Consider the following 18,629-nt stretch of genomic DNA (forward strand, 5'->3'; position numbering starts at 1 on the left):
TGGTCTATCCCTATGATTCGGTGACCGGCAGGCAGGGCCCGACGGTCAGGAAGGCGCGCCAATGGCGAATGGGGCCGGCAGAGTCAAGGTTTGCGGGGGTTTGCAGAGAGGTAAAATAATACCGGCGGGGTTTGGGGGTCGATATGGGTTGGCCTGCTGGTGGATGCGGCAGGGTAGGCTGGCGCGGGAATAGGCGGGGGGCGGACATTGCGGTCGAGCATGGCAAACGTATAAGGACGCCATGAGCGGCATCCCTCCCAAGAGTGTTGGCCTTGGTGGCGACGGTGACGAGATATGCGCCATCGAAAGCGTTGAGCGCGCCTTTGGCGTGAAACTCGACAAGGCTGACGCCTCTAAATGGCACACCGCTGGCGACGTCTTTGCATCGCTCCGCCAAGCGCTACCTAACGAAGTTCGGGACCATGACCTATGGCCGCGCTTTACAGAGGTTTTGACGGAACAGACCGGCGTGGCCCCGGAGGCGATCGAGATGGCCAGCCCTTTGCTATCGCAATCGCGACTTTGGGTTCATGTGACAAATGCGTCTGCAGCAGCTTGGATTTCCGCAGCCATGGTGGTCTTGGGTTTACTAGGTTGGGCGCTGCTTTAGATCGTCAAAGTTCGGCAATGGAGCGCAATCGGACAGGCTGCTCTCGAGCCCAAGCCCTTGCTCCCAACCACGACCCAAGCCCGCTCAGGCTGAGCCTGTCGAAGCCCACGCGCGGCGGTGGAGCTTGGTCCCGCTGCGTTTCACCCGGCGGCGAGGTCGCCGGGTTGCTGGGCTGATCACGGCGCGTGGCCTTCGACAAGCTCAGGCTGAGCGGGCTTGGTGAAATGGGTGTCGAGGCGTGCCCGGCCCGAACGGGGCTAAACGCCCAGCCCGCCCAGCCAGGCCAGCGTCCCGGGCGCCGCCGCATCGCAGCGCCAGCCGAGGATCGCCGGCTCGTCATAGGGGTGCACCTCGCCCAGCCGCTCGATTACGGAATCGAGCAGGGCGGCGGTGGTCTTGAACAGCACGCCGACCTCGTCGCCGGTGTGCCGCGCGCCCTGCCAGACATAGAGCGAGCGCATCCCGGGCAGGAGATTGGCACAGGCCACCAGGCCCGCGTCCAGCAGCGTGCCGGCCGCGGCTTCGGCGCTGGCCGCGTCGGGGAAGGGACACCAGATCAGCGCCGGCGCCCGGTCCATGGTCAGACCCGCTCGACCGGGCGCCCGCCGAGGGCATGCGCGCCCCAGGCGGTCGCGGCCACCAGCAGCGCGCCGACCAGCTGGTGCAGCACCGCCAGCCACAGCGCGATCCCGCTCAGCACCGTGGCGATGCCCAGCAGCACCTGCACCCCGAAGGCGCTGTGCACCGCCACCGAGGCTGGCCGCGCGCCGATCCGGCGCAGCTTGCGGCCCATCACCACCAGCACCGCCACCACCACCCAGGCGAACCAGCGGTGATCGAAATGGGTCAGGAACGGATCGTTGAGCGCGGCGTGAAGCACCCCGCGGCTCCAGTCGATCCCCTCGGGAACCGCCGCGCCCTGCATCAGCGGCCAGTCGCTGGCGACATGCCCGGCGCGCATCCCCGCCACCAGCGCGCCCATGAACAGCTGCAGCGCCAGCGTGCCCAGCGCCAGCGCGGCAAAACCGGTCAAGCGGTGCGGCGGCTCGCCCCGAGCCAGCGCCAGCAGATCGAGCGCGGTCCAGACCAGCCCGCCGAGCGAGAACAGCGCGGTGAGCAGGTGGGTCGCCAGCCGGAAGTGGCTGACCCGCACGTCGTTGACGATGCCCGACTGCACCATCCACCAGCCGATCGCCCCCTGCAGGCCGATCAGCGCGATCAGCGCCAGCAGGCGCGGCTTGTAGCCGGGCGGGATCTGCCCGCGCAGCCAGAACCAGGCGGTCACCGCGATCAGCACGGTGCCGATCAGCCGCGCGATCAGGCGGTGGACCCATTCCCAGAAGTAGATGAACTTGTAGGTCGCCAGCGTCATCCCCTGCGGTCCGTTCACCTCAAGGTACTGCGGCGTCTGGCGATAGGCATCGAATTCGGCCTGCCATTGCGCGGCGTTGAGCGGCGGCAGCGTGCCGGTGACCGGCTTCCATTCGGTGATCGACACGCCCGATTCGGTCAGCCGGGTGATCCCGCCGACGGCGACGATGCCGACCACCAGCGCAGCGACGATCAGCAGCCAGCGGGCCAGCGCCAAGGGGCGGGGCGAGCGGACCGCGGCCAGGGACGGGGTGCCGGGCAGACCGGCGGCGAGGGCGTCAGACATGGCGCCCCGATGCGCCCCCACCCGCGCGAGTTCAAGCGTCTTGTGGGGTAGGGTGCGGCGGCGGGGCGCCAAAGTGGGCTGGTTGCCGACGGCAGCTACAGGTGTAGGCCCAGGCTGGCTTTGTCGGCGGGAAGCGCAGGTTGGCGGACGGGCCAAGGCAGCTGGGCCCCGGCTCAAGGCCGGGGCGACGTGGACGTGTTGAGGACGATCCCCTGGCTTGAGGCCTTCCCCTGCCCCCGATCCTTTCCCGTCAGGAACCAATACCCACCCCCACCTTGAACCATGTTACATTATAACATACATGGGCGGAACGATGCGCGACGCGATCCTCTCGATTCGGGACCGGCTGGACGGTTTCGGGGTCTTCCTTTCAGGCCTCTGCGCGCTGCATTGCCTGCTCGGGCTGGTGCTGGTCCCGCTGATCGGGCTGGGCGGCGGGGCCTTGCTCTCGCCGCGGGTCCATGAACTCGGCCTCGGCCTGGCCATCGCCGTCGGGCTGGTCACGCTGGGGCTGTCGGCGCTGCGCCACGGCCGGCTGCGTCCGGCGCTGATCGGCGCCTGCGGGATCGCGCTGATGGCCCTGGCGCTCGGCGTGGGCCATGGTGCGCGCGAGGCGGTGCTGACCATCGCCGGGGTGGGATTGGTCGCCTTTGCCCATTGGCAGAACTTGCGCACGGCCGCCTGAGCGCTATCTGCGCAGTGCATGACCACCGACCTGTCCCTTATCGTCAACGGCGAGCCGCGTCGCGCGCCCGCCGGCCAGTCGATCGCCGATCTCGTCGCCGCGCTCGGGCTCAACCCGGCCAAGGTCGCGGTTGAGCGCAACGGCGATATCGTGCCGCGCGCCACCCTGGCCGAGGTGCTCCTGGCCGATCAGGACCGGCTGGAGATCGTGCATTTCGTGGGGGGAGGAGAGAGCGTGAACGTGACCGAGGACGACAGCTGGACCGTGGCCGGCCGCAGGTTCCGCTCGCGCCTGATCGTGGGCACCGGCAAGTACAAGGACTTCGCCCAGAACGCCGCCGCGGTCGCCGCCTCGGGTGCCGAGATCGTCACCGTCGCGGTGCGCCGGGTCAATATCTCCGACCCCGCCGCGCCGATGCTGACCGACTTCATCGATCCGGCCAAGATCACCTACCTGCCCAACACCGCCGGCTGCTTCACCGCCGAGGATGCGATCCGCACGCTGCGCCTGGCGCGCGAGGCCGGCGGCTGGGACCTGGTCAAGCTCGAGGTGCTGGGCGAGGCGCGCACGCTCTATCCCGACATGCGCGAAACCCTGCGCGCGACCGAGGTGCTGGCCAGGGAGGGCTTCCTGCCGATGGTCTACTGCGCCGACGATCCGATCGCCGCGCGCCAGCTGGAAGAGGCCGGGGCCGTGGCGATCATGCCGCTGGGCGCGCCGATCGGCTCGGGCCTGGGCATCCAGAACAAGGTGATGATCCGCCTGATCGTGGAAGGGGCCAAGGTGCCGGTGCTGGTCGATGCCGGCGTGGGCACGGCCTCGGACGCGGCCGTGGCGATGGAGCTGGGCTGCGACGGGGTGCTGATGAACACGGCCATCGCCGAGGCGAAGGACCCGGTGCTGATGGCCCGGGCGATGAAGCTGGCGGTCGAAAGCGGCCGCGCCGCCTACCGCGCCGGGCGCATGGCGACCCGCCGCTATGCCGATCCGTCGAGCCCGCTGGCCGGGCTGATCTGAACGCGGGCTGGCCGCAGCGCACCACCCCGTCATCCCAGCGCAGGCTGGGACCTCTCTCCGGATTGTCCAGCGCCGGCGCGGGGCGGTACAGGCGATCTCGGACCAAGCCCATGAAGGTCCCAGCCGGCGCTGGGATGACGATGTTGTCCTGCCGCTTCAGGCTGTACGCCCCGGCGCCTGAACCTTACCCGGCCGGCGGGTGCGGTCCCGGGGGCATGGTTAACCCGATCCTAACCCGGGGCGGGGCATGGTGCGGGTGGTGGATGTCCCACCGGCAACAGGATCACGCCCCATGCGCTACGGCCGGACCGCTTCGCTCGCCATCGCGGAATTCCGCGAGTTCGCCGGGTTCACCCCGTGCGAGCAGCGCTACATCAAGCGCAGCCTCGACGTGGGACTCGGCCGTCAGGACGCGTTCAAGCTGTGGGCCCGCGATGCCGAGGAATCGGCCTCGATCCGCAGCCAGTACATCGCCTATCAGGAATTGAAGACGCTGCGCCGCGACATGCCCGACGAGACCGCCTTCGAGGGTATCGAGGCCTTCGTCGGCAAGCTCATCCGGGTCTCCGCCTTCGATCTGGCGCAGGAGCGGATCACCTGCTTCTCGGCCTATCGCTTCCTTTACGAACGGCTGCTCGGCGCCGAGGTGCGACCCTGGCTGCCGGCCGCCTTCTGCGGCGCCGCGGCGCTGCCGCAGATCCGCCCGGCGCTGCGCAAGGAGCTGCTCCAGTCGATCAGCGAGGCCGCCGCGACCGCCCCCGGCTGGTCGGACACGGCCCCCAGCTTCTTCCCCGAATGGGTGGAGAAGGAAGCCGCCTGATCCGGGCGCCGCGGCCAAAGACCCTTCCCATTCCCGAACATCGTCATCCTGAACTCGTTTCAGGATCCATGGTTGAGCTCGGTGCCGGCCCCGGACTGGACAGTGCGGCGAGCTCCCGCATGCGACGGGGCGCAGCGTTTGGCGTGCGATGGATCCTGAAACGAGTTCAGGATGACGGGAACGAGTTCAGGATGACGGGAACGAGTTCAGGAGGCGGGGCGGCAGCGGACGCTGACTAGCCCTTGTACAATCCGTCCAGCCGCTCGCCATAGCGCGCCTTCAGCTTGTGGCGGCGGATCTTGAGGCTGGGGGTCATTTCCTCGTTCTCGATGGTGAACGGCTCGTCGGCGAAGGCGAACTGACGGACCTTTTCGATCACCGAGAGGTCGCGGTTGACCCGGTCGACCGCCTCGCGCACGGCGCTGCGGAAGGCCGGCAGGTCCTGCAGCGCGGCCAGGTCGTACTTCTCGCCGTTGGCCCGCGCCCAGGCCAGCGCCCATTCGGCGTCGGGCACGATCAGCCCGGCGATGTAGGGGCGCTTGTCACCCACCACCATGGCCTGGGCGATCTCGGGCTGGAGCGTCAGCATGCCCTCGACCTTCTGCGGCGAGACGTTGTCGCCCTTGTCGTTGACGATCATGTCCTTCTTGCGGTCGGTGATGACGATCCGGCCCTTGTCGTCGATGTGGCCGATGTCGCCCGTGTGGAGCCAGCCGTCGACGATGGTGCGGGCGGTTTCCTCCGGGTTGCGCCAGTAGCCCTGCATCACCAGCTCGCCCTGGACCAGGATCTCGCCATCGGCGGCGATGCGCACGGTGACGCCCTCCATCGGCGGGCCGACCGTGTCCATCTTGAGCCCCACCTTCGGGCGGTTGCAGCTGACGATCGGGCCGCTCTCGGTCTGGCCGTAGCCCTGCAGCAGGGTCAGCCCCATGGCCTGAAAGAAGGTGCCGATGTCGGGGTTGAGCGGCGCCCCGCCCGAGACCATCGCCTTGACCCGCCCGCCGAAGCGCTGGCGGATCTTGGGCCGCAGCAGCTTGCCGATCAGCAGGTCGACCGGCACGTCGGTGAGCCGCCGCCCGCGGCTGGCGATGACCAGCGCGCGGTCCATCAGGTAGCGGGCGATGCGGCCCTGCTTCTCGACCTGCTTCATGATCCGCGTGCGCAGCACCTCGAACAGGCGCGGCACCACCACCATCACCGTGGGGCGCACCTCCTCGATGTTGCTGGCGAGCTTTTCGAGGCCCTCCGAGTAATGGATCTGCCCGCCCAGCGCGATCGGCAGGTACTGTCCGGCAGAGTGCTCGTAAGCGTGGCTGAGCGGCAGGAACGAGAGGAACACCTCGGGGGTGCGGCCGCTCTGGTCCCAGGCGAAGTCCTCGGCGAAGATCTTGGCCGCCCCGGCGACGTTGCAGAGGATCGCGCCGTGGTGCTGCATCACCCCGCGCGGGGCGCCGCCGGTGCCGCTGGTGTAGATCAGGCAGGCGAGGTCGGTGCGTCCGATCCCGGCGATCCGCGCCTCGACCCCGCGTCGCGCCGCCGCGGCATCGCCGCTGACCAGCCGCCCCCAGTCGTGGCTGTCGGTCTGGCCGAGCTGGGGCAGCTTGAACGATTCGATCGCGATCAGGTGGGCCACCGACCCGGCGCGCAGCACCGCCGGAAGCAGCGGCTTGGCCAGCTTTGCGCTGGCGACGATCACCGCGCGCGCGCCCGAGTTGTCGAGGATGTGCTGGTGGTCGCGCTCGGTGTTGGTGATGTAGGCCGGGACGGTGACCAGCCCGGCGGCCATGATCGCCAGATCGGCGATGCACCATTCGGGGCGGTTGTCGGCCACCAGCATGACCCGGTCGCCCGGCGCCAGCCCCATGCCGGCGAGAGCCTCGGCCAGCAGGCAGACCTGGTCCGCCGCCTGCCGCCAGCTCAGCGCATGCCAGGTGCCGTCGCGCTTGGCGAACAGGAAGGGCTGGTCGCGGAACGCATCGGCGCGCTGCAGGAACAGCGCGACCAGGTTCGGGCTGGCATCGAAATCGGCAAGCTGCACGTGTCTGTCCTCATCCCCCTCGGCGACGCCCGCGGCGTCGCGGCCCTTACGGCGTGGCCGGCCAACCTAGTCGGCGGCACCGCGCCGAACAAGCCGGGAAGGGCGAACGGACAGGCGCCAACGGACAGCGGCCAGCGGACAGGGGCGAGGATCAGGGCGTGGCGGCGGCGCCCTCGCTGCGCGGATCGGCGGCGCCGACCAGCTTGCCCGCGACCACCTCGACCGCATTGGCCTTGAAGCTGGCCTCGCGCGGGCGGACATCGGCATGGCCCAGCGCCTGCAGCGCGGGGATCAGCGCCTCGTGCGCCGAGCCCTTCTCGACGAAGACCGTGGCGCCGGGCGAATAGAGCACCGGCAGGGCGATCGCCTGCTGGGCGGGCAGGTTCCAGTCGAGCACGCCGATGATCGCCTTGGCGACCTGCGCCGGGATCGTCGTCCCGCCGGCCGCGCCCACCGCCAGCCGCAGGTGCCCGGCGGCGTCGTAGATCAGCGTCGGCGACATCGAGCTGCGCGGGCGCTTGCCCCCGGCCACGGCATTGGCGGCCGGCTTGCCGTCGGTGGTCGGGGCGAAGTTGAAGTCGGTCAGCTCGTTGTTGAGGAAATAGCCGTTCACCATCAGCCCCGAGCCGAAGGCGCTCTCGATCGTGTTGGTATAGCTGACCGCGCTGCCCCAGCGGTCGACCGCGACGAAATGGGTGGTGCCATGCTCTTCCTGGGGCGGACCATCGGCCCGGGCCAGCCGCTGCGCCCCGGGCGGAGTCCCCGCGCTGACCAGGGCGAGCGTCTTGGCGGGATCGATCAAGGCCGAGCGCGTGGCGAGATAGGCCGGGTCCATCAGCCCGGTGACGGGAACCTTCACGAAATCGGCATCGCCGAGATAGCGCTCGCGGTCGGCATAGGCGAGCCGCATCGATTCGGCGATCAGGTGCCAGGCCACCGGCGATTGCGGCCCCAGCGCGGTCAGGTCGAACCGCTCGAGCTGCTTGAGGATCGCATAGACCGTGGTGGCGCCCGAGGAGGGCGGTCCCATCCCGCAGATCCGCCACTGCCGGTACATCCCGCAAAGCGGCTCGCGCAGCGGCGCCCGGTAGGCGGCGACGTCGGCCTCGGTCAGCGGCGAGGCGCCGACCCGGGCGGTGCTCACCTCGCGGGCGATCGCCGCGGCATTGGCGCCGGTATAGAACGCCGTGATCCCGCGCGCGGCGACCTGGGCGAGCGTGGCGGCGAGCGCCGGGTTCTTCAGCCGGGTCCCGACCGCCACCGGACTGCCGTCGGCGGTGTAGTAGAGCGCGCGCGAATCGGGATCGAAAGTGGCCGAACGCGCCGCACGGGCCAGCGTGGCGTTGAGCCGCGGAGTGACGAGGAACCCGTCGCGGGCCAGCCGGATCGCCGGCTGGAACAGCCGCGCCCAGGGCAGCTTGCCATAGCGCTTGTGCGCCTCGGCGGCGAGCGCCAGCGCGCCGGGCACGCCCACGCTGCGTCCGCCCGGGATCACCTCGCCGAAGGGCAGCGGCTTGCCGTCGCGCAGGAACCACTGCCCGTCCGCCGCCGCCGGCGCCCGCTCGCGTCCGTCAATCGTCTCGACCCCGCCGCGCGCATCGCCGCGCAGCAGGAACCCGCCGCCGCCGATCCCCGAGCTTTGCGGCTCGACCACGTTGAGCGCCAGCATCACCGCCAGCGCCGCGTCGGTCGCCGATCCGCCGGCCTTGAGGATTTCAGCCCCCGCCGCGGCCGCGCGCGGATCCGCCGCCGAGACCATGCCCTCGACATGGACCGGGGCGGGGCTGCGCGCCGCGGCCGGCGGGGCGACCAGCACCAGCGGCAGCAGGGCGGCGGAAAGCGAACGGCGGGCGGCGCGCGGGAACGGAGTCATCCCGGCACGCTATTCGCTCCCCACCGCCTCCGCAATCGTCGAGAAGCCGTATTGCCGCAGCAGCGTTTCGAGCCCGCGGGTGATCCGCCGCGCGATCCCCGGCCCGGCATAGACCATCGCGCTGTAGAGCTGGACCAGGCTGGCCCCGGCCCGGATCCGCGCGAAGGCGTCCTCGGCCGTGGCGATTCCGCCCACCCCGACCAGCGGGATCGCCCCGCCGGTGGCGCTGCGGAAATCGCGCAGGCGCTGCTGGGCCAGATCGCGCAGCGGCGCGCCCGACAGACCGCCGGTCTCGCCGCCGTGGGCCGAGCGCAGCGGCGGGCGCGCGATGGTGGTGTTCGACACGATCAGCGCCCCCAGCCCGCGCTCGAGCGCGATCCGCGCGATGGCGTCGATGTCGGCCGGCGCCAGATCGGGGGCGACCTTGAGAAACACCGGCGGCCCCTCCGGTCCGCGCGCGGCCAGCACGCCGTCGAGCAGGTCGATCAGCGCGCCTTCATCCTGCAACGCGCGCAGCCCCGGGGTGTTGGGGCTTGAGATGTTGACCGCAAGATAGCTGGCCAGCGGCGCCATCAACCGGGTCATCGTCGCATAGTCGGCGATCCGGTCGACCGAATCCTTGTTGGCGCCGATGTTGATCCCGACGATCCCGGGACGCCCGGCGCGCGCCGCCAGCCGGGCGACGGCCGCCTCGGCCCCGCCATTGTTGAACCCCATGCGGTTGATCACCGCGCCGTCCTCGACCAGCCGGAACAGCCGCGGGCGCGGGTTGCCGGCCTGCGGCAGCGGCGTGATCGAACCGACCTCGGCAAAGCCGAAGCCCAGTCCGAGCAGGGCGTCGGGGACCTCGCCGTCCTTGTCGAACCCGGCCGCCATGCCGAGCGGATTGGGAAAGGCCAGCCCGGCCACCGTGCTGGCCAGCGGGCCGCGCGCCGGACCGGCCGGCGCCGCGCCACCCAGCAGCTTGAGCCCGGCCATGGCCAGGCCATGGGCACGTTCGGCCTCGAGACGGAACAGCAGCGGGCGAACCAGCGGATACAGCATGGCGCGCCTATGCCAGCGCCCCCCGAACCTGTCCATGCGCGGGACGATTTGCCGTGCCCGCGCAGCCATGTCGATTCCGTACAATGCTTTGGCGCCGGCTTGCGGCTATCGGGCCGATGCGACCCGAAGGGCTCGCGCACGACCGTGCGCCGAGTTCTTGACTTAAAGGGGTGGTTGCCCGGGCCTGGCCCGCTGCAGCCACCCCCTTTTTTTCGGTCGCCAGTCCCCCTTCGCATGCCCCCTCCGCCCAGCCCCGGCTGTTATCCCGCGGCCGGTCGGCCTGGCCAAGGGGACGGACCAGGGGGACGGGGCACCGAACGCGGGTTTGCAATTCCCGCCCCTCGCGCCTAGGTAACCGGAACGAATCTGTCCGATTTCGCTGGAGCCCGCCCCGTGCGCCTGTCGAGCATGGCCGACTATGCCGTCGTGATGATGATCGCCGCCGCGCGTCACTGTGGCGGCGCGCGCGTCAATGCGGTGCAGCTGGCCGAGGAGACCGGCCTGCCCGCGCCGACCGTGCAGAAGCTGGTCAGCCGCCTGTCGGCCGCCGGGCTGCTCAAGTCGGTGCGCGGGGCGGGCGGCGGGTTCAAGCTGGCCCGCCCGGCCGCGGCGATCACCCTGGCCGACATCGTCGAGGCGGTGGAGGGGCCGATCGCGCTCGCCACCTGCGTCGAGGCGGGTGGTGGCCAGGGCAAGGGCCCCGGCCGCGGCGACTGCGCGCTCGAGCCGGCCTGCTCGCTGCGGCCGCACTGGCCGCTGGTCAATGAAACCCTGCGCGGCGCGCTGGCCGGGGTCGCCCTGACCCAGCTCGCGGCGCCCCCGCAACCCATGGCCCCCGCGGCCGGAGTATCCGCATGACCGAGGACGTCACCGTGAAGGACCAGGCCGCCCGCGAGGCGGCGGCGCGCGTCGCCGACTACGAGCATGGCTGGGTCTCCGACATCGAGCAGGAATATGGCCCCAAGGGCCTGTCCGAGGACACGGTGCGGTTCATCTCGGCCAAGAAGAACGAGCCCGAGTGGATGCTCGAGTGGCGGCTCAAGGCCTATCGCCACTGGCTGACCATGCCGATGCCCGACTGGGCCAAGCTGAACATCGCCCCGATCGACTACCAGGACGCCTACTACTGGGCCGCACCCAAGACGAAGGACGGCCCCAAGTCGCTCGACGAGGTCGATCCCGAGATCCTCAAGGTCTATGCCAAGCTGGGCATCCCGCTCGAGGAGCAGAAGGTGCTCGCCGGGGTCGAGGGCGCACGCAAGGTGGCGGTCGACGCGGTGTTCGATTCGGTCTCGGTGGCCACCACCTTCCGCAAGGAGCTGGAGGCGGCCGGGGTGATCTTCCGTTCGATCTCCGAGGCGATCCGCGAATACCCCGAGCTGGTCCGCCAGTGGCTGGGCAAGGTCGTGCCGATGCACGACAACTTCTTCAGCGCGCTGAACTGCGCGGTCTTCTCCGACGGGACCTTCGTCTACATCCCGGAAGGGGTGCGCTGCCCGATGGAGCTGTCCACCTATTTCCGCATCAACGCCGAGAACACCGGCCAGTTCGAACGCACGCTGATCGTGGCCGACAAGGGCTCCTACGTCTCCTACCTGGAAGGCTGCACGGCCCCGCAGCGCGACGAGAACCAGCTTCACGCCGCCGTGGTCGAGCTGGTCGCGCTCGACGATGCCGAGATCAAGTATTCGACCGTGCAGAACTGGTACCCCGGCGATGCCGAGGGCAAGGGCGGGATCTACAACTTCGTGACCAAGCGCGCGCTGTGCCAGGGCAAGCGCAGCAAGGTCAGCTGGACCCAGGTGGAGACCGGCAGCGCGGTCACCTGGAAGTACCCGTCCTGCGTGCTCAACGGCGAGGATTCGGTCGGCGAGTTCTACTCGGTGGCGGTGACCAACAATTTCCAGCAGGCCGATACCGGCACCAAGATGATCCACAACGGCAAGCGCAGCCGCTCGACCATCGTCAGCAAGGGGATCAGCGCGGGCCACTCGAACAACACCTATCGCGGGCTGGTGCGCGTCGCCGCCGGTGCCGAGGGGGTACGCAACTTCACCCAGTGCGACAGCCTGCTGCTGGGCGGCCAGTGCGGCGCCCATACCGTGCCCTACATCGAGGTGAAGAACCCCTCGGCCCAGATCGAGCACGAGGCGACCACCAGCAAGATCAGCGACGACCAGCTGTTCTACGCGATGCAGCGCGGGCTGGGCCAGGAAGAGGCCGTGGCGCTGATCGTCAACGGCTTCGCCAAGGAGGTGCTGCAGCAGCTGCCGATGGAATTCGCGGTGGAAGCGCAGAAGCTGCTGGGGATTTCGCTGGAAGGGTCGGTGGGATGACGGGCCAGTCCCCCACCCCAACCCCTCCCCTGACGGGGAGGGGCTTGAGCAGCCGCGAAACCTCGGCCCGCACCAACTCCCCTCCCCTTCAGGGGAGGGGCCGCGGCTGGGGGCTCTCCGCTGCACGCAACGCCGATCTGGCAAGCTTCGCCCAAGACATGCGCCGCAATCCGACCGAACCGGAAAAGCGGCTGTGGCACGCGCTGTCGCAGTCCCAGCTCGGTGGCTTCAAGTTCCGCCGTCAGGCCGTGATCGGCCCGTTCATCGCCGATTTCCTCTGCCCGCAAAAGGCGCTGGTGGTCGAGGTGGATGGCGAGACGCACGACGTCGATCGGGACCAGCCGCGCGACCGGGCGCTGCAGCGCATGGGCTACGCGGTGGTTCACGTCACCAACGCCGAAGTGATGCACAACATCGACGGGGTGCGCGCGTTCATCCTCGGCACTCTCGAGGCGACGCCGGACCGCAGGGCCAGCCCCCACCCCAACCCCTCCCCTGAAGGGGAGGGGCTTGACCGATCTGCACTCCCCTCCCCTTCAGGGGAGGGGTTGGGGGTGGGGGCTCTCCCCGCCGCGCAACCTCGCAAGAATGACATCTGATATGACCAAGCGCACCCTCACCATTCGCGCCGACGCCCCTTCGGCCCTGCCTCGGCAGGACAGCTGGACCCCCTCGCCCGAGCGCGCCGAGCGGCTCAAGGAGCGCGCCCGCACGCTGCGGCGCGAGCTGAGCGAGGCCGAGACCGCGCTGTGGGACAAGCTGTCCGGCGCCCGGCTGGGCGGGATCAAGTTCACCCGCAAGGCCGTGGTCGGCAGCGTGATCGTCGATTTCGCCTGTCCCTCGCGCTGGGTGGTGGTCTCGCTCTCGGGCGAGGGCGCCAATCCCGAGCTCGACGCGCTGCAGGACCGCAAGCTGACCGAAGCCGGCATCCGCGTGCTGCGCTTCACCGACGACGAGGTCCTGACCGACATCGACCGCGTGACGAAGGAGATCGCCACCCTCGTCCACACCCCGTTCGACCGCCCCGGGCGCCCCGCGCCCCAGCGCCGGACCCAACCCCCGCGCGGACGCGCCTGAGGACTGCCATGACCACCCCCCTGCTTTCCATCGACGCCCTCCACGCCACCGTGGCCGACAAGCCGATCCTCAAGGGCCTGTCGCTGACCATCAACCCCGGCGAGATCCATGCCATCATGGGCCCGAACGGGGCCGGTAAGTCGACCACGGGCTATGTCCTGGGCGGCCGCCCCGGGTATGAGGTGACCGGCGGGTCGGTCACCTTCGCCGGAGCGGACCTGCTCGCGCTGGAGCCGCACGAGCGCGCCGCCGCCGGGCTGTTCCTGGGCTTCCAGTACCCGGTGGAGATCCCCGGCGTGTCCTTCGTCCAGTTCCTGCGCGAGGCGGCCAATGCCCAGCGCCGCGCCCGCGGCGAGGCCGAGCTGTCGGGCGGCGAGTTCCTCAAGCTGGCGCGCGCGCAGGCAGCCTTGCTCAAGATGGACATGGACATGCTCAAGCGGCCGGTGAACGTCGGCTTCTCGGGCGGCGAGAAGAAGCGCGCCGAGATGGTCCAGATGGGCATCCTCGACCCCAGGCTGGCGATCCTCGACGAGACCGATTCCGGGCTCGACATCGATGCCCTGCGGATCTGCGGCGAGGGGATCAACGCGATCATGCGCCGCCCGGACAAGGCCGTGCTGCTGATCACCCATTACCAGCGCCTGCTCGACTATGTGCAGCCCGATTTCGTCCATGTGCTGGCCGGGGGCCGGATCATCAAGTCCGGCGGGCCCGAGCTGGCGCACCAGCTCGAGCGCGAGGGCTACGAGGCGGTGGCGGCATGATCGCGCCGATCGTCCTGGTCGCGACGCTCGTCGCGCCCGATCCCGCGCCGCTGCGCACCGCGCTCGAGCGCTGCGACCGCGGCGCGATCGCCGCGCTGACCGCGATCGAGCCGAAGCGCCGCGCCGCCTTCTCGGGCGCGGCCTATGACGAGCAGCGCGCGATCGCCACCGAACGGGCCCAGCTCGACGCCGGCCTGCTGGGCGAAGGCGGCGCCGTGGTCGCCCAGCCCGGCGCGGCCCCGGCGGCCGGCGACCGGGTGCGCGCCGCGCTCGAGGCGCGCCAGCGCCGACTCGACGATGCCCGCACGGTCGAGCGCGCCTGGCGCGAATCGCTCGAGGATGGCCGCGCGGCGTTCCTCGCGCAGTGCACCGGCCGCCGCGACGGGAACCAGCCATGAGCGCCGCCGCGATACTAGCGCCCGCCCTGCCCGACCGGCGCGACGAGGCCTACCGCTATGCCGACCTGGCCGCGCTGGCCCCGCTCTGGCCGGTCGCGACCGAGACCATCGCCGTGGCCGCGGGCGAGAGCGGCCAGCTCACCCTGGTCCCGCCGGGGGGCAATGTCGCCCGCCATCTCGCCATCACCCTCGCCGCGGGGGCGCGGTTCGATCTGCGCGTGCTCAATGCCGGGCAGGCCTATGGCCGGATCGCGGTCGACGTGATCCTCGCGGCCGGGGCCGACTTCACCCTCGGCGCGGCGCAGCTCGGCGGGGGCAGCGAGGTGCTCGAGATCGTCACCGAGGTGCGCCACGCCGAACCGGGGGCGACCAGCCGCCAGGTGGTGCGCTCGGTCCTCGCCGGCCGGGCGAGCGGAACCTATCTCGGCAAGGTCGCCGTGGCCCGCGGCGCCGATGGCACCGACGCCAGCCAGTCGGTCCGCGCCATGCTGCTCGACCGCACCGCCCAGGCCAATGCCCGGCCCGAGCTCGAGATCTACGCCGACGACGTCAAGTGCGCGCATGGCTGCGCGGTGGGCGAGCTCGATGCCCAGGGGCTGTTCTACCTGCAGTCGCGCGGGCTGCCCCCGGCCGCGGCCAAGCGCCTGATGCTCCAGGCCTTCGTCGCCGAGGCCTTCACCGGCGCGGCCGACGAGGCCAGCCTGTGCGACCGCGCCCTCGCCGCGCTCGAGGTCCTGCTGTGACCGCGCTGCTCGCCCCCGCACGGCTGGCCGCGGCGCGCGCCGACTTCCCCGGCATGGTCACCCGCGACGGCGCCCCCTGGCACTATCTCGACACGGGCGCCACGGCGCAGAAGCCGCAGGCGGTGATCGATGCCACGGTCCGCGCGATGGGGGCCGACTATGCGACCGTGCACCGCGGCGTCTACGCCCGCTCGGCCGAGATGACCCTTGCCTACGAAGCCGCCCGGCGGCGGGTCGCAGGGTTCATCGGCGGCCGCGAGGACGAGCTGGTCTTCACCCGCGGCGCGACCGAGGCGATCAACCTCGTCGCGCAGTCATGGGGCGCGCTCAACCTTGGTCCGGGTGACCGGATCCTGCTCTCGCTGCTCGAGCATCATTCCAATATCGTTCCATGGCAGTTGTTGGGCCAACGCACCGGCGTTGCGATCGACGTGTGCCCGCTGACCGCGGACGGCCGGATCGATCTCGACGCGGCCGAGCGGATGCTGACCCCGGCGCACCGGCTGGTGAGCTTCGCCCATGTCTCCAACGTGCTGGGGTCGGTGCTCGACGTGCCGCGCGCGGTGGCCCTGGCCCACGGCGTCGGCGCGAAGCTGCTGCTCGACGGCTGCCAGGCGGTGCCGCGGCTGCCCGTCGACGTCGCCGCGCTGGGCTGCGATTTCTACGTCTTTTCAAGCCACAAGCTCTATGGTCCGACCGGGATCGGCGCGCTCTGGGCGCGGGCCGAGATCCTCGCCGACATGCCGCCGTGGCAGGGCGGCGGGGCGATGATCGACCGCGTTTCGTTCGCCGGGACCACCTGGGCCCCGGCGCCGACCCGGTTCGAGGCCGGCACCCCGGCGATCGTCGAGGCGATCGGGCTCGCCGCCGCGATCGACTATGTCGAAGGCTTCGGCATGCCCGCGCTCCAGGCCCACGAGGCGCACCTCGCCCGCACCCTGCGCGGCGAGCTGCAGCGGCTCAACGCGGTAACGCTGTTCGGCCCCGAGGACGGGCTCGGCGTGGTCAGCTTCGCACTCGACGGCGTGCATCCGCACGATCTCGGCACGATCCTCGACGAGGAGAACGTGGCGATCCGGGCCGGGCACCATTGCGCCCAGCCGCTGATGGAGCATCTCGGCGTGCCCGCCACGGCGCGCGCCAGTTTCGGCTTGTACAACGATGAAGGCGACATCGCCGCGCTGCTGCGCGGGATCGAACGGACGAGAAGGATTTTCGCATGAGCAGCGGCGAGGAACCCCGGTTCACCGTGGAAGAGGTGAGCGCCGTCGAAGCGCCCCGGCGCGCCCGGGTGGAGGACGAGGTCGCGCCCGCGGCCGATGAAAGCGCCGCGCAGAAGCTGGAGCGCAAGCGCGACTATCTCGAGGGCTTCCTGGCCCAGCAGCCCGCCGACGCAGCCGCGGGCGAGCCCGGCGGGGCGCTTTACGAGGCGGTGATCCAGGCGCTGCGCGAGATCTTCGATCCGGAGATCCCGGTGAACATCTACGATCTCGGCCTGATCTACGGCGTGGATATCGACGACGGCGGCAGCGTCGCGGTGACCATGACCCTGACCACCCCGCATTGCCCGGTGGCCGAATCGATGCCCGGCGAGGTCGAGATGCGCGTCTGCGCGGTGCCCGGGGTGCGCGATGCCGAGGTCAACCTCGTCTGGGATCCGCCGTGGGATCCGGCCAAGATGAGCGACGAGGCCAAGCTCGAACTGGGAATGCTCTGAGCGCTCCCCATATAGGTGATGCCATGACAACCGAAACGCCGACCCGACCCGCCGCCCGCCCGCGCCCCGCCGCGGTGATCCTGACCCCATCGGCCGAGGCGCGCATCGCCAAGCTGATGGGCGAGGCACCGGCCGGCGCGATCGGCGTCAAGCTCTCGACCCCGCGGCGCGGCTGCTCGGGCTTGGCCTATTCGGTCGACTACGTGAACGAGGCGAGCGCGCTTGACGAGCGGATCGAGACACCCGGCGGAACCTTCTTCATCGACGGCGCCTCGGTGCTCTACCTGATCGGCAGCACGATGGACTGGCAGGAGGACGATTTCACCGCCGGCTTCGTCTTCGCCAACCCCAACGCCAAGGGCAGCTGCGGCTGCGGCGAGAGCTTCACGGTCTAGGATCGTCCTCGCCTGCGAGGAAACGGCAGCGAAGCCGCTTCAGGTGCAGGCAAGCGGACTGCGGCGGACGAAGCGGCTCAGCCCCGCCGCTCCTCCGCGGCGATGAAGCGCAGGAGAGCCCGCTCGAGCGGGTCGAGCTGACCGTCGCTGTCGATCCACTGCTGCAGCCACGCATCCTCGGCCTCGGTCACCCGGTGCGCCACCGCAGCCTCGGCGGCGCGATCGACCGTGGCGCCCTTGCGCCCGAAGCCGAGCACGCGGGCGAAGCCCTCGCCGGGCGCGCTTTGTGCCACCCGGCCAAGGAAGCCGCCGACCCGCGGCGTATGGTCGTTCATGAAGGTGTCGAGCGCGGCGGCGCGATCAGCCGAGAGCTGGCGGAAGCCGGTGTATCCCATCAGGTGGTTGGCCACGCCCTGGACAAACAGCGTTTCCCACTCGGGCGCATTGGGCGCCCCAAGCGTGGCGTCCTTCAGGCGGAACAGCATTTCGGCCTCGGCCTGGCTGACCCCGCCCGGCGCGTCGCTCGCGAACGAGAAGATGAAGCGCCGCAGCAGGCGGCATTCGGCGGCGGTGATGCAGGCCCCGTCGATCCGCCCGCCGTCGCGGGTCGGACCCTCGCCGGTGAGGACGATCTGCTCGATCTGGGCGAGGGCATAGCTGCGCAGCCGCTCGGGCAGGAGCTGGCACTTGTCGAACAGGCGGCTGAGCAGCTCGAGCTCGGCCATGGTCTCGATCCGGCCATCGCGGTCGAGCCGGTCGAGCAGCCAGTCGGCCTGAGCCTCGCTGACGAAGCCACGCGGGCTGCCGCCGGCGATGACGTATTCGGCGATGGCCTCGACGAAAAAGTCGACCCATTCGGGTGGGCGCGTGGCGAGGTGGTCGTTGATCACGAAGATCGCCTCGGCCTCGGCCGGGTCGATCCGGCCATCGCCCCAGCCGGCTCGGCGCAGCGCGAGGACTTCATCGGCGGTGATCGCGCCATCGGCCTGGGCCTGCTCGGCCAGCGCGCGGAACTGATAGGTCATGCCAAACCCCTTGTTGAGCGGGGCGCAGTGTGACGCGGGCCGGTTAAGGCCGGGTTACGCCGGAGGCCCCGGGGGTCTGGCGCAGGGCGGCGATGCAGGCGGCCCGATCGACCTCCTGGCCGTCGCTCGCCCGGCGGGCGTCGACATAGGTCGCCTGGGGCTCGCGGCCGCTGGCCGGCGGATAGAGGAACACGTCGAGCACGCAGGCCGGGCCGACGAATTGCAGCTTGCGGGCATCGCCCTCCCACACGTCGAGCCGGGGCGGGCCGAACTGGCGGGCCAGCTCGGTCGCGCCCGCGCCGATCACCCCGGCCACCCCGGGGAGCGCCTGGATCTGCGGCGGCGGCGGGACGTAGCGCTGCGGCGGGCGCGGCGCGGGCCGCACCGGCTTGCCCGGCCGCGGCGGGGGCGCACTGCCCGGCCCGCG

Annotated in this window: 21 protein-coding genes; 14 read left to right on the plus strand and 7 right to left on the minus strand. The window is 70.7% G+C overall.

All coding sequences use genetic code 11. From position 1 onward, the window contains the following. Positions 1 to 241: 241 nt before the first annotated feature. Positions 242 to 610 (plus strand): hypothetical protein, encoded by a 369-nt coding sequence (locus H7F53_RS15440; RefSeq protein WP_185680402.1) that lies wholly within the window; start codon positions 242 to 244, stop codon positions 608 to 610. 257 nt (positions 611 to 867) lie between these two features. Here H7F53_RS15440 and cutA read toward each other — a convergent pair whose 3' ends face one another. After that, a complete protein-coding gene (gene cutA, locus H7F53_RS15445) occupies positions 868 to 1,188 on the minus strand; it encodes a divalent-cation tolerance protein CutA (protein WP_185680403.1) in 321 nt (106 codons plus the stop codon). A 2-nt stretch (positions 1,189 to 1,190) separates the two neighbouring features. Further along, on the minus strand, positions 1,191 to 2,267 hold the full coding sequence (locus H7F53_RS15450) for a COX15/CtaA family protein (protein WP_185680404.1): 1,077 nt from the start codon (positions 2,265 to 2,267) through the stop codon (positions 1,191 to 1,193). 313 nt (positions 2,268 to 2,580) lie between these two features. Here H7F53_RS15450 and H7F53_RS15455 point away from each other — a divergent pair, with 313 nt between their 5' ends. The 3 genes from H7F53_RS15455 (at position 2,581) to H7F53_RS15465 (ending at position 4,789) form a co-directional block, all read left to right on the plus strand. After that, positions 2,581 to 2,952 carry a MerC domain-containing protein gene (locus H7F53_RS15455; RefSeq protein ID WP_185680405.1) on the plus strand — a complete coding sequence of 124 codons (372 nt, stop codon included), beginning with the start codon at positions 2,581 to 2,583 and terminating at the stop codon, positions 2,950 to 2,952. A gap of 18 nt (positions 2,953 to 2,970) precedes the next feature. After that, positions 2,971 to 3,969: a sulfur carrier protein ThiS gene (gene thiS, locus H7F53_RS15460; protein WP_185680406.1), complete on the plus strand. Its 999-nt coding sequence runs from the start codon at positions 2,971 to 2,973 to the stop codon at positions 3,967 to 3,969. Positions 3,970 to 4,261: 292 nt separating this feature from the next. Next, a complete protein-coding gene (locus tag H7F53_RS15465) occupies positions 4,262 to 4,789 on the plus strand; it encodes a hypothetical protein (RefSeq protein WP_185680407.1) in 528 nt (175 codons plus the stop codon). Positions 4,790 to 5,024: 235 nt separating this feature from the next. On the opposite strand, the gene H7F53_RS15470 is transcribed toward H7F53_RS15465, so the two are convergent. The 3 genes from H7F53_RS15470 to H7F53_RS15480 all read right to left on the minus strand — a co-directional run bounded on the left by H7F53_RS15470 (position 5,025) and on the right by H7F53_RS15480 (position 9,747). Continuing rightward, the gene (locus H7F53_RS15470) at positions 5,025 to 6,830 is read right to left on the minus strand and encodes an AMP-binding protein (RefSeq protein WP_185680408.1); all 1,806 of its coding nucleotides are present in this window, start codon (positions 6,828 to 6,830) and stop codon (positions 5,025 to 5,027) included. 151 nt (positions 6,831 to 6,981) lie between these two features. Continuing rightward, positions 6,982 to 8,703 (minus strand): gamma-glutamyltransferase, encoded by a 1,722-nt coding sequence (ggt, locus tag H7F53_RS15475; RefSeq protein ID WP_185680409.1) that lies wholly within the window; start codon positions 8,701 to 8,703, stop codon positions 6,982 to 6,984. A gap of 9 nt (positions 8,704 to 8,712) precedes the next feature. Beyond that, positions 8,713 to 9,747, minus strand: coding sequence for a quinone-dependent dihydroorotate dehydrogenase (locus H7F53_RS15480; RefSeq protein ID WP_185680410.1), 1,035 nt, complete (start codon positions 9,745 to 9,747; stop codon positions 8,713 to 8,715). 393 nt (positions 9,748 to 10,140) lie between these two features. Between H7F53_RS15480 and H7F53_RS15485 the strand changes: the two genes are divergently transcribed. From H7F53_RS15485 to H7F53_RS15530, 10 genes are read left to right on the plus strand one after another with little or no spacing between them, the layout of a single operon-like run. Then, positions 10,141 to 10,605, plus strand: coding sequence for an Rrf2 family transcriptional regulator (locus tag H7F53_RS15485; protein WP_185680411.1), 465 nt, complete (start codon positions 10,141 to 10,143; stop codon positions 10,603 to 10,605). Continuing rightward, positions 10,602 to 12,083, plus strand: coding sequence for a Fe-S cluster assembly protein SufB (gene sufB, locus H7F53_RS15490; RefSeq protein ID WP_221773766.1), 1,482 nt, complete (start codon positions 10,602 to 10,604; stop codon positions 12,081 to 12,083). Before H7F53_RS15485 ends, sufB begins: the two co-directional genes overlap by 4 nt. A gap of 44 nt (positions 12,084 to 12,127) precedes the next feature. After that, positions 12,128 to 12,682, plus strand: coding sequence for an endonuclease domain-containing protein (locus tag H7F53_RS15495; RefSeq protein WP_246438941.1), 555 nt, complete (start codon positions 12,128 to 12,130; stop codon positions 12,680 to 12,682). 1 nt (position 12,683) lies between these two features. Then, positions 12,684 to 13,160, plus strand: coding sequence for an endonuclease domain-containing protein (locus H7F53_RS15500; RefSeq protein WP_185680413.1), 477 nt, complete (start codon positions 12,684 to 12,686; stop codon positions 13,158 to 13,160). 20 nt (positions 13,161 to 13,180) lie between these two features. After that, the gene (gene sufC, locus H7F53_RS15505; RefSeq protein ID WP_185680426.1) at positions 13,181 to 13,924 is read left to right on the plus strand and encodes a Fe-S cluster assembly ATPase SufC; all 744 of its coding nucleotides are present in this window, start codon (positions 13,181 to 13,183) and stop codon (positions 13,922 to 13,924) included. Then, a complete protein-coding gene (locus H7F53_RS15510) occupies positions 13,921 to 14,322 on the plus strand; it encodes a hypothetical protein (RefSeq protein WP_185680414.1) in 402 nt (133 codons plus the stop codon). The genes sufC and H7F53_RS15510 overlap by 4 nt, the downstream gene beginning before the upstream one ends. Further along, on the plus strand, positions 14,319 to 15,065 hold the full coding sequence (locus tag H7F53_RS15515) for a SufD family Fe-S cluster assembly protein (protein ID WP_185680415.1): 747 nt from the start codon (positions 14,319 to 14,321) through the stop codon (positions 15,063 to 15,065). Before H7F53_RS15510 ends, H7F53_RS15515 begins: the two co-directional genes overlap by 4 nt. Positions 15,066 to 15,118: 53 nt before the next feature. Further along, positions 15,119 to 16,288, plus strand: coding sequence for an aminotransferase class V-fold PLP-dependent enzyme (locus H7F53_RS15520; RefSeq protein ID WP_221773771.1), 1,170 nt, complete (start codon positions 15,119 to 15,121; stop codon positions 16,286 to 16,288). Beyond that, positions 16,285 to 16,782, plus strand: coding sequence for an SUF system Fe-S cluster assembly protein (locus H7F53_RS15525; RefSeq protein WP_185680417.1), 498 nt, complete (start codon positions 16,285 to 16,287; stop codon positions 16,780 to 16,782). Before H7F53_RS15520 ends, H7F53_RS15525 begins: the two co-directional genes overlap by 4 nt. 23 nt (positions 16,783 to 16,805) lie before the next feature. Further along, positions 16,806 to 17,177, plus strand: a complete 372-nt coding sequence (locus tag H7F53_RS15530) for a HesB/IscA family protein (protein WP_185680418.1) — start codon at positions 16,806 to 16,808, stop codon at positions 17,175 to 17,177. Positions 17,178 to 17,254: 77 nt separating this feature from the next. On the opposite strand, the gene H7F53_RS15535 is transcribed toward H7F53_RS15530, so the two are convergent. Both H7F53_RS15535 and H7F53_RS15540 read right to left on the minus strand, forming a co-directional pair. Next, entirely contained in the window at positions 17,255 to 18,202 is a 948-nt protein-coding gene (locus H7F53_RS15535; RefSeq protein WP_185680419.1) for a hypothetical protein, read from the minus strand. Between the two features lie 43 nt (positions 18,203 to 18,245). Further along, the coding region (locus H7F53_RS15540; protein ID WP_246438942.1) for a hypothetical protein at positions 18,246 to 18,629 on the minus strand (384 nt) is incomplete at its 5' end.

This window comes from Novosphingobium piscinae, assembly GCF_014230355.1.
GTDB classification, from domain to species: domain Bacteria; phylum Pseudomonadota; class Alphaproteobacteria; order Sphingomonadales; family Sphingomonadaceae; genus Novosphingobium; species Novosphingobium piscinae.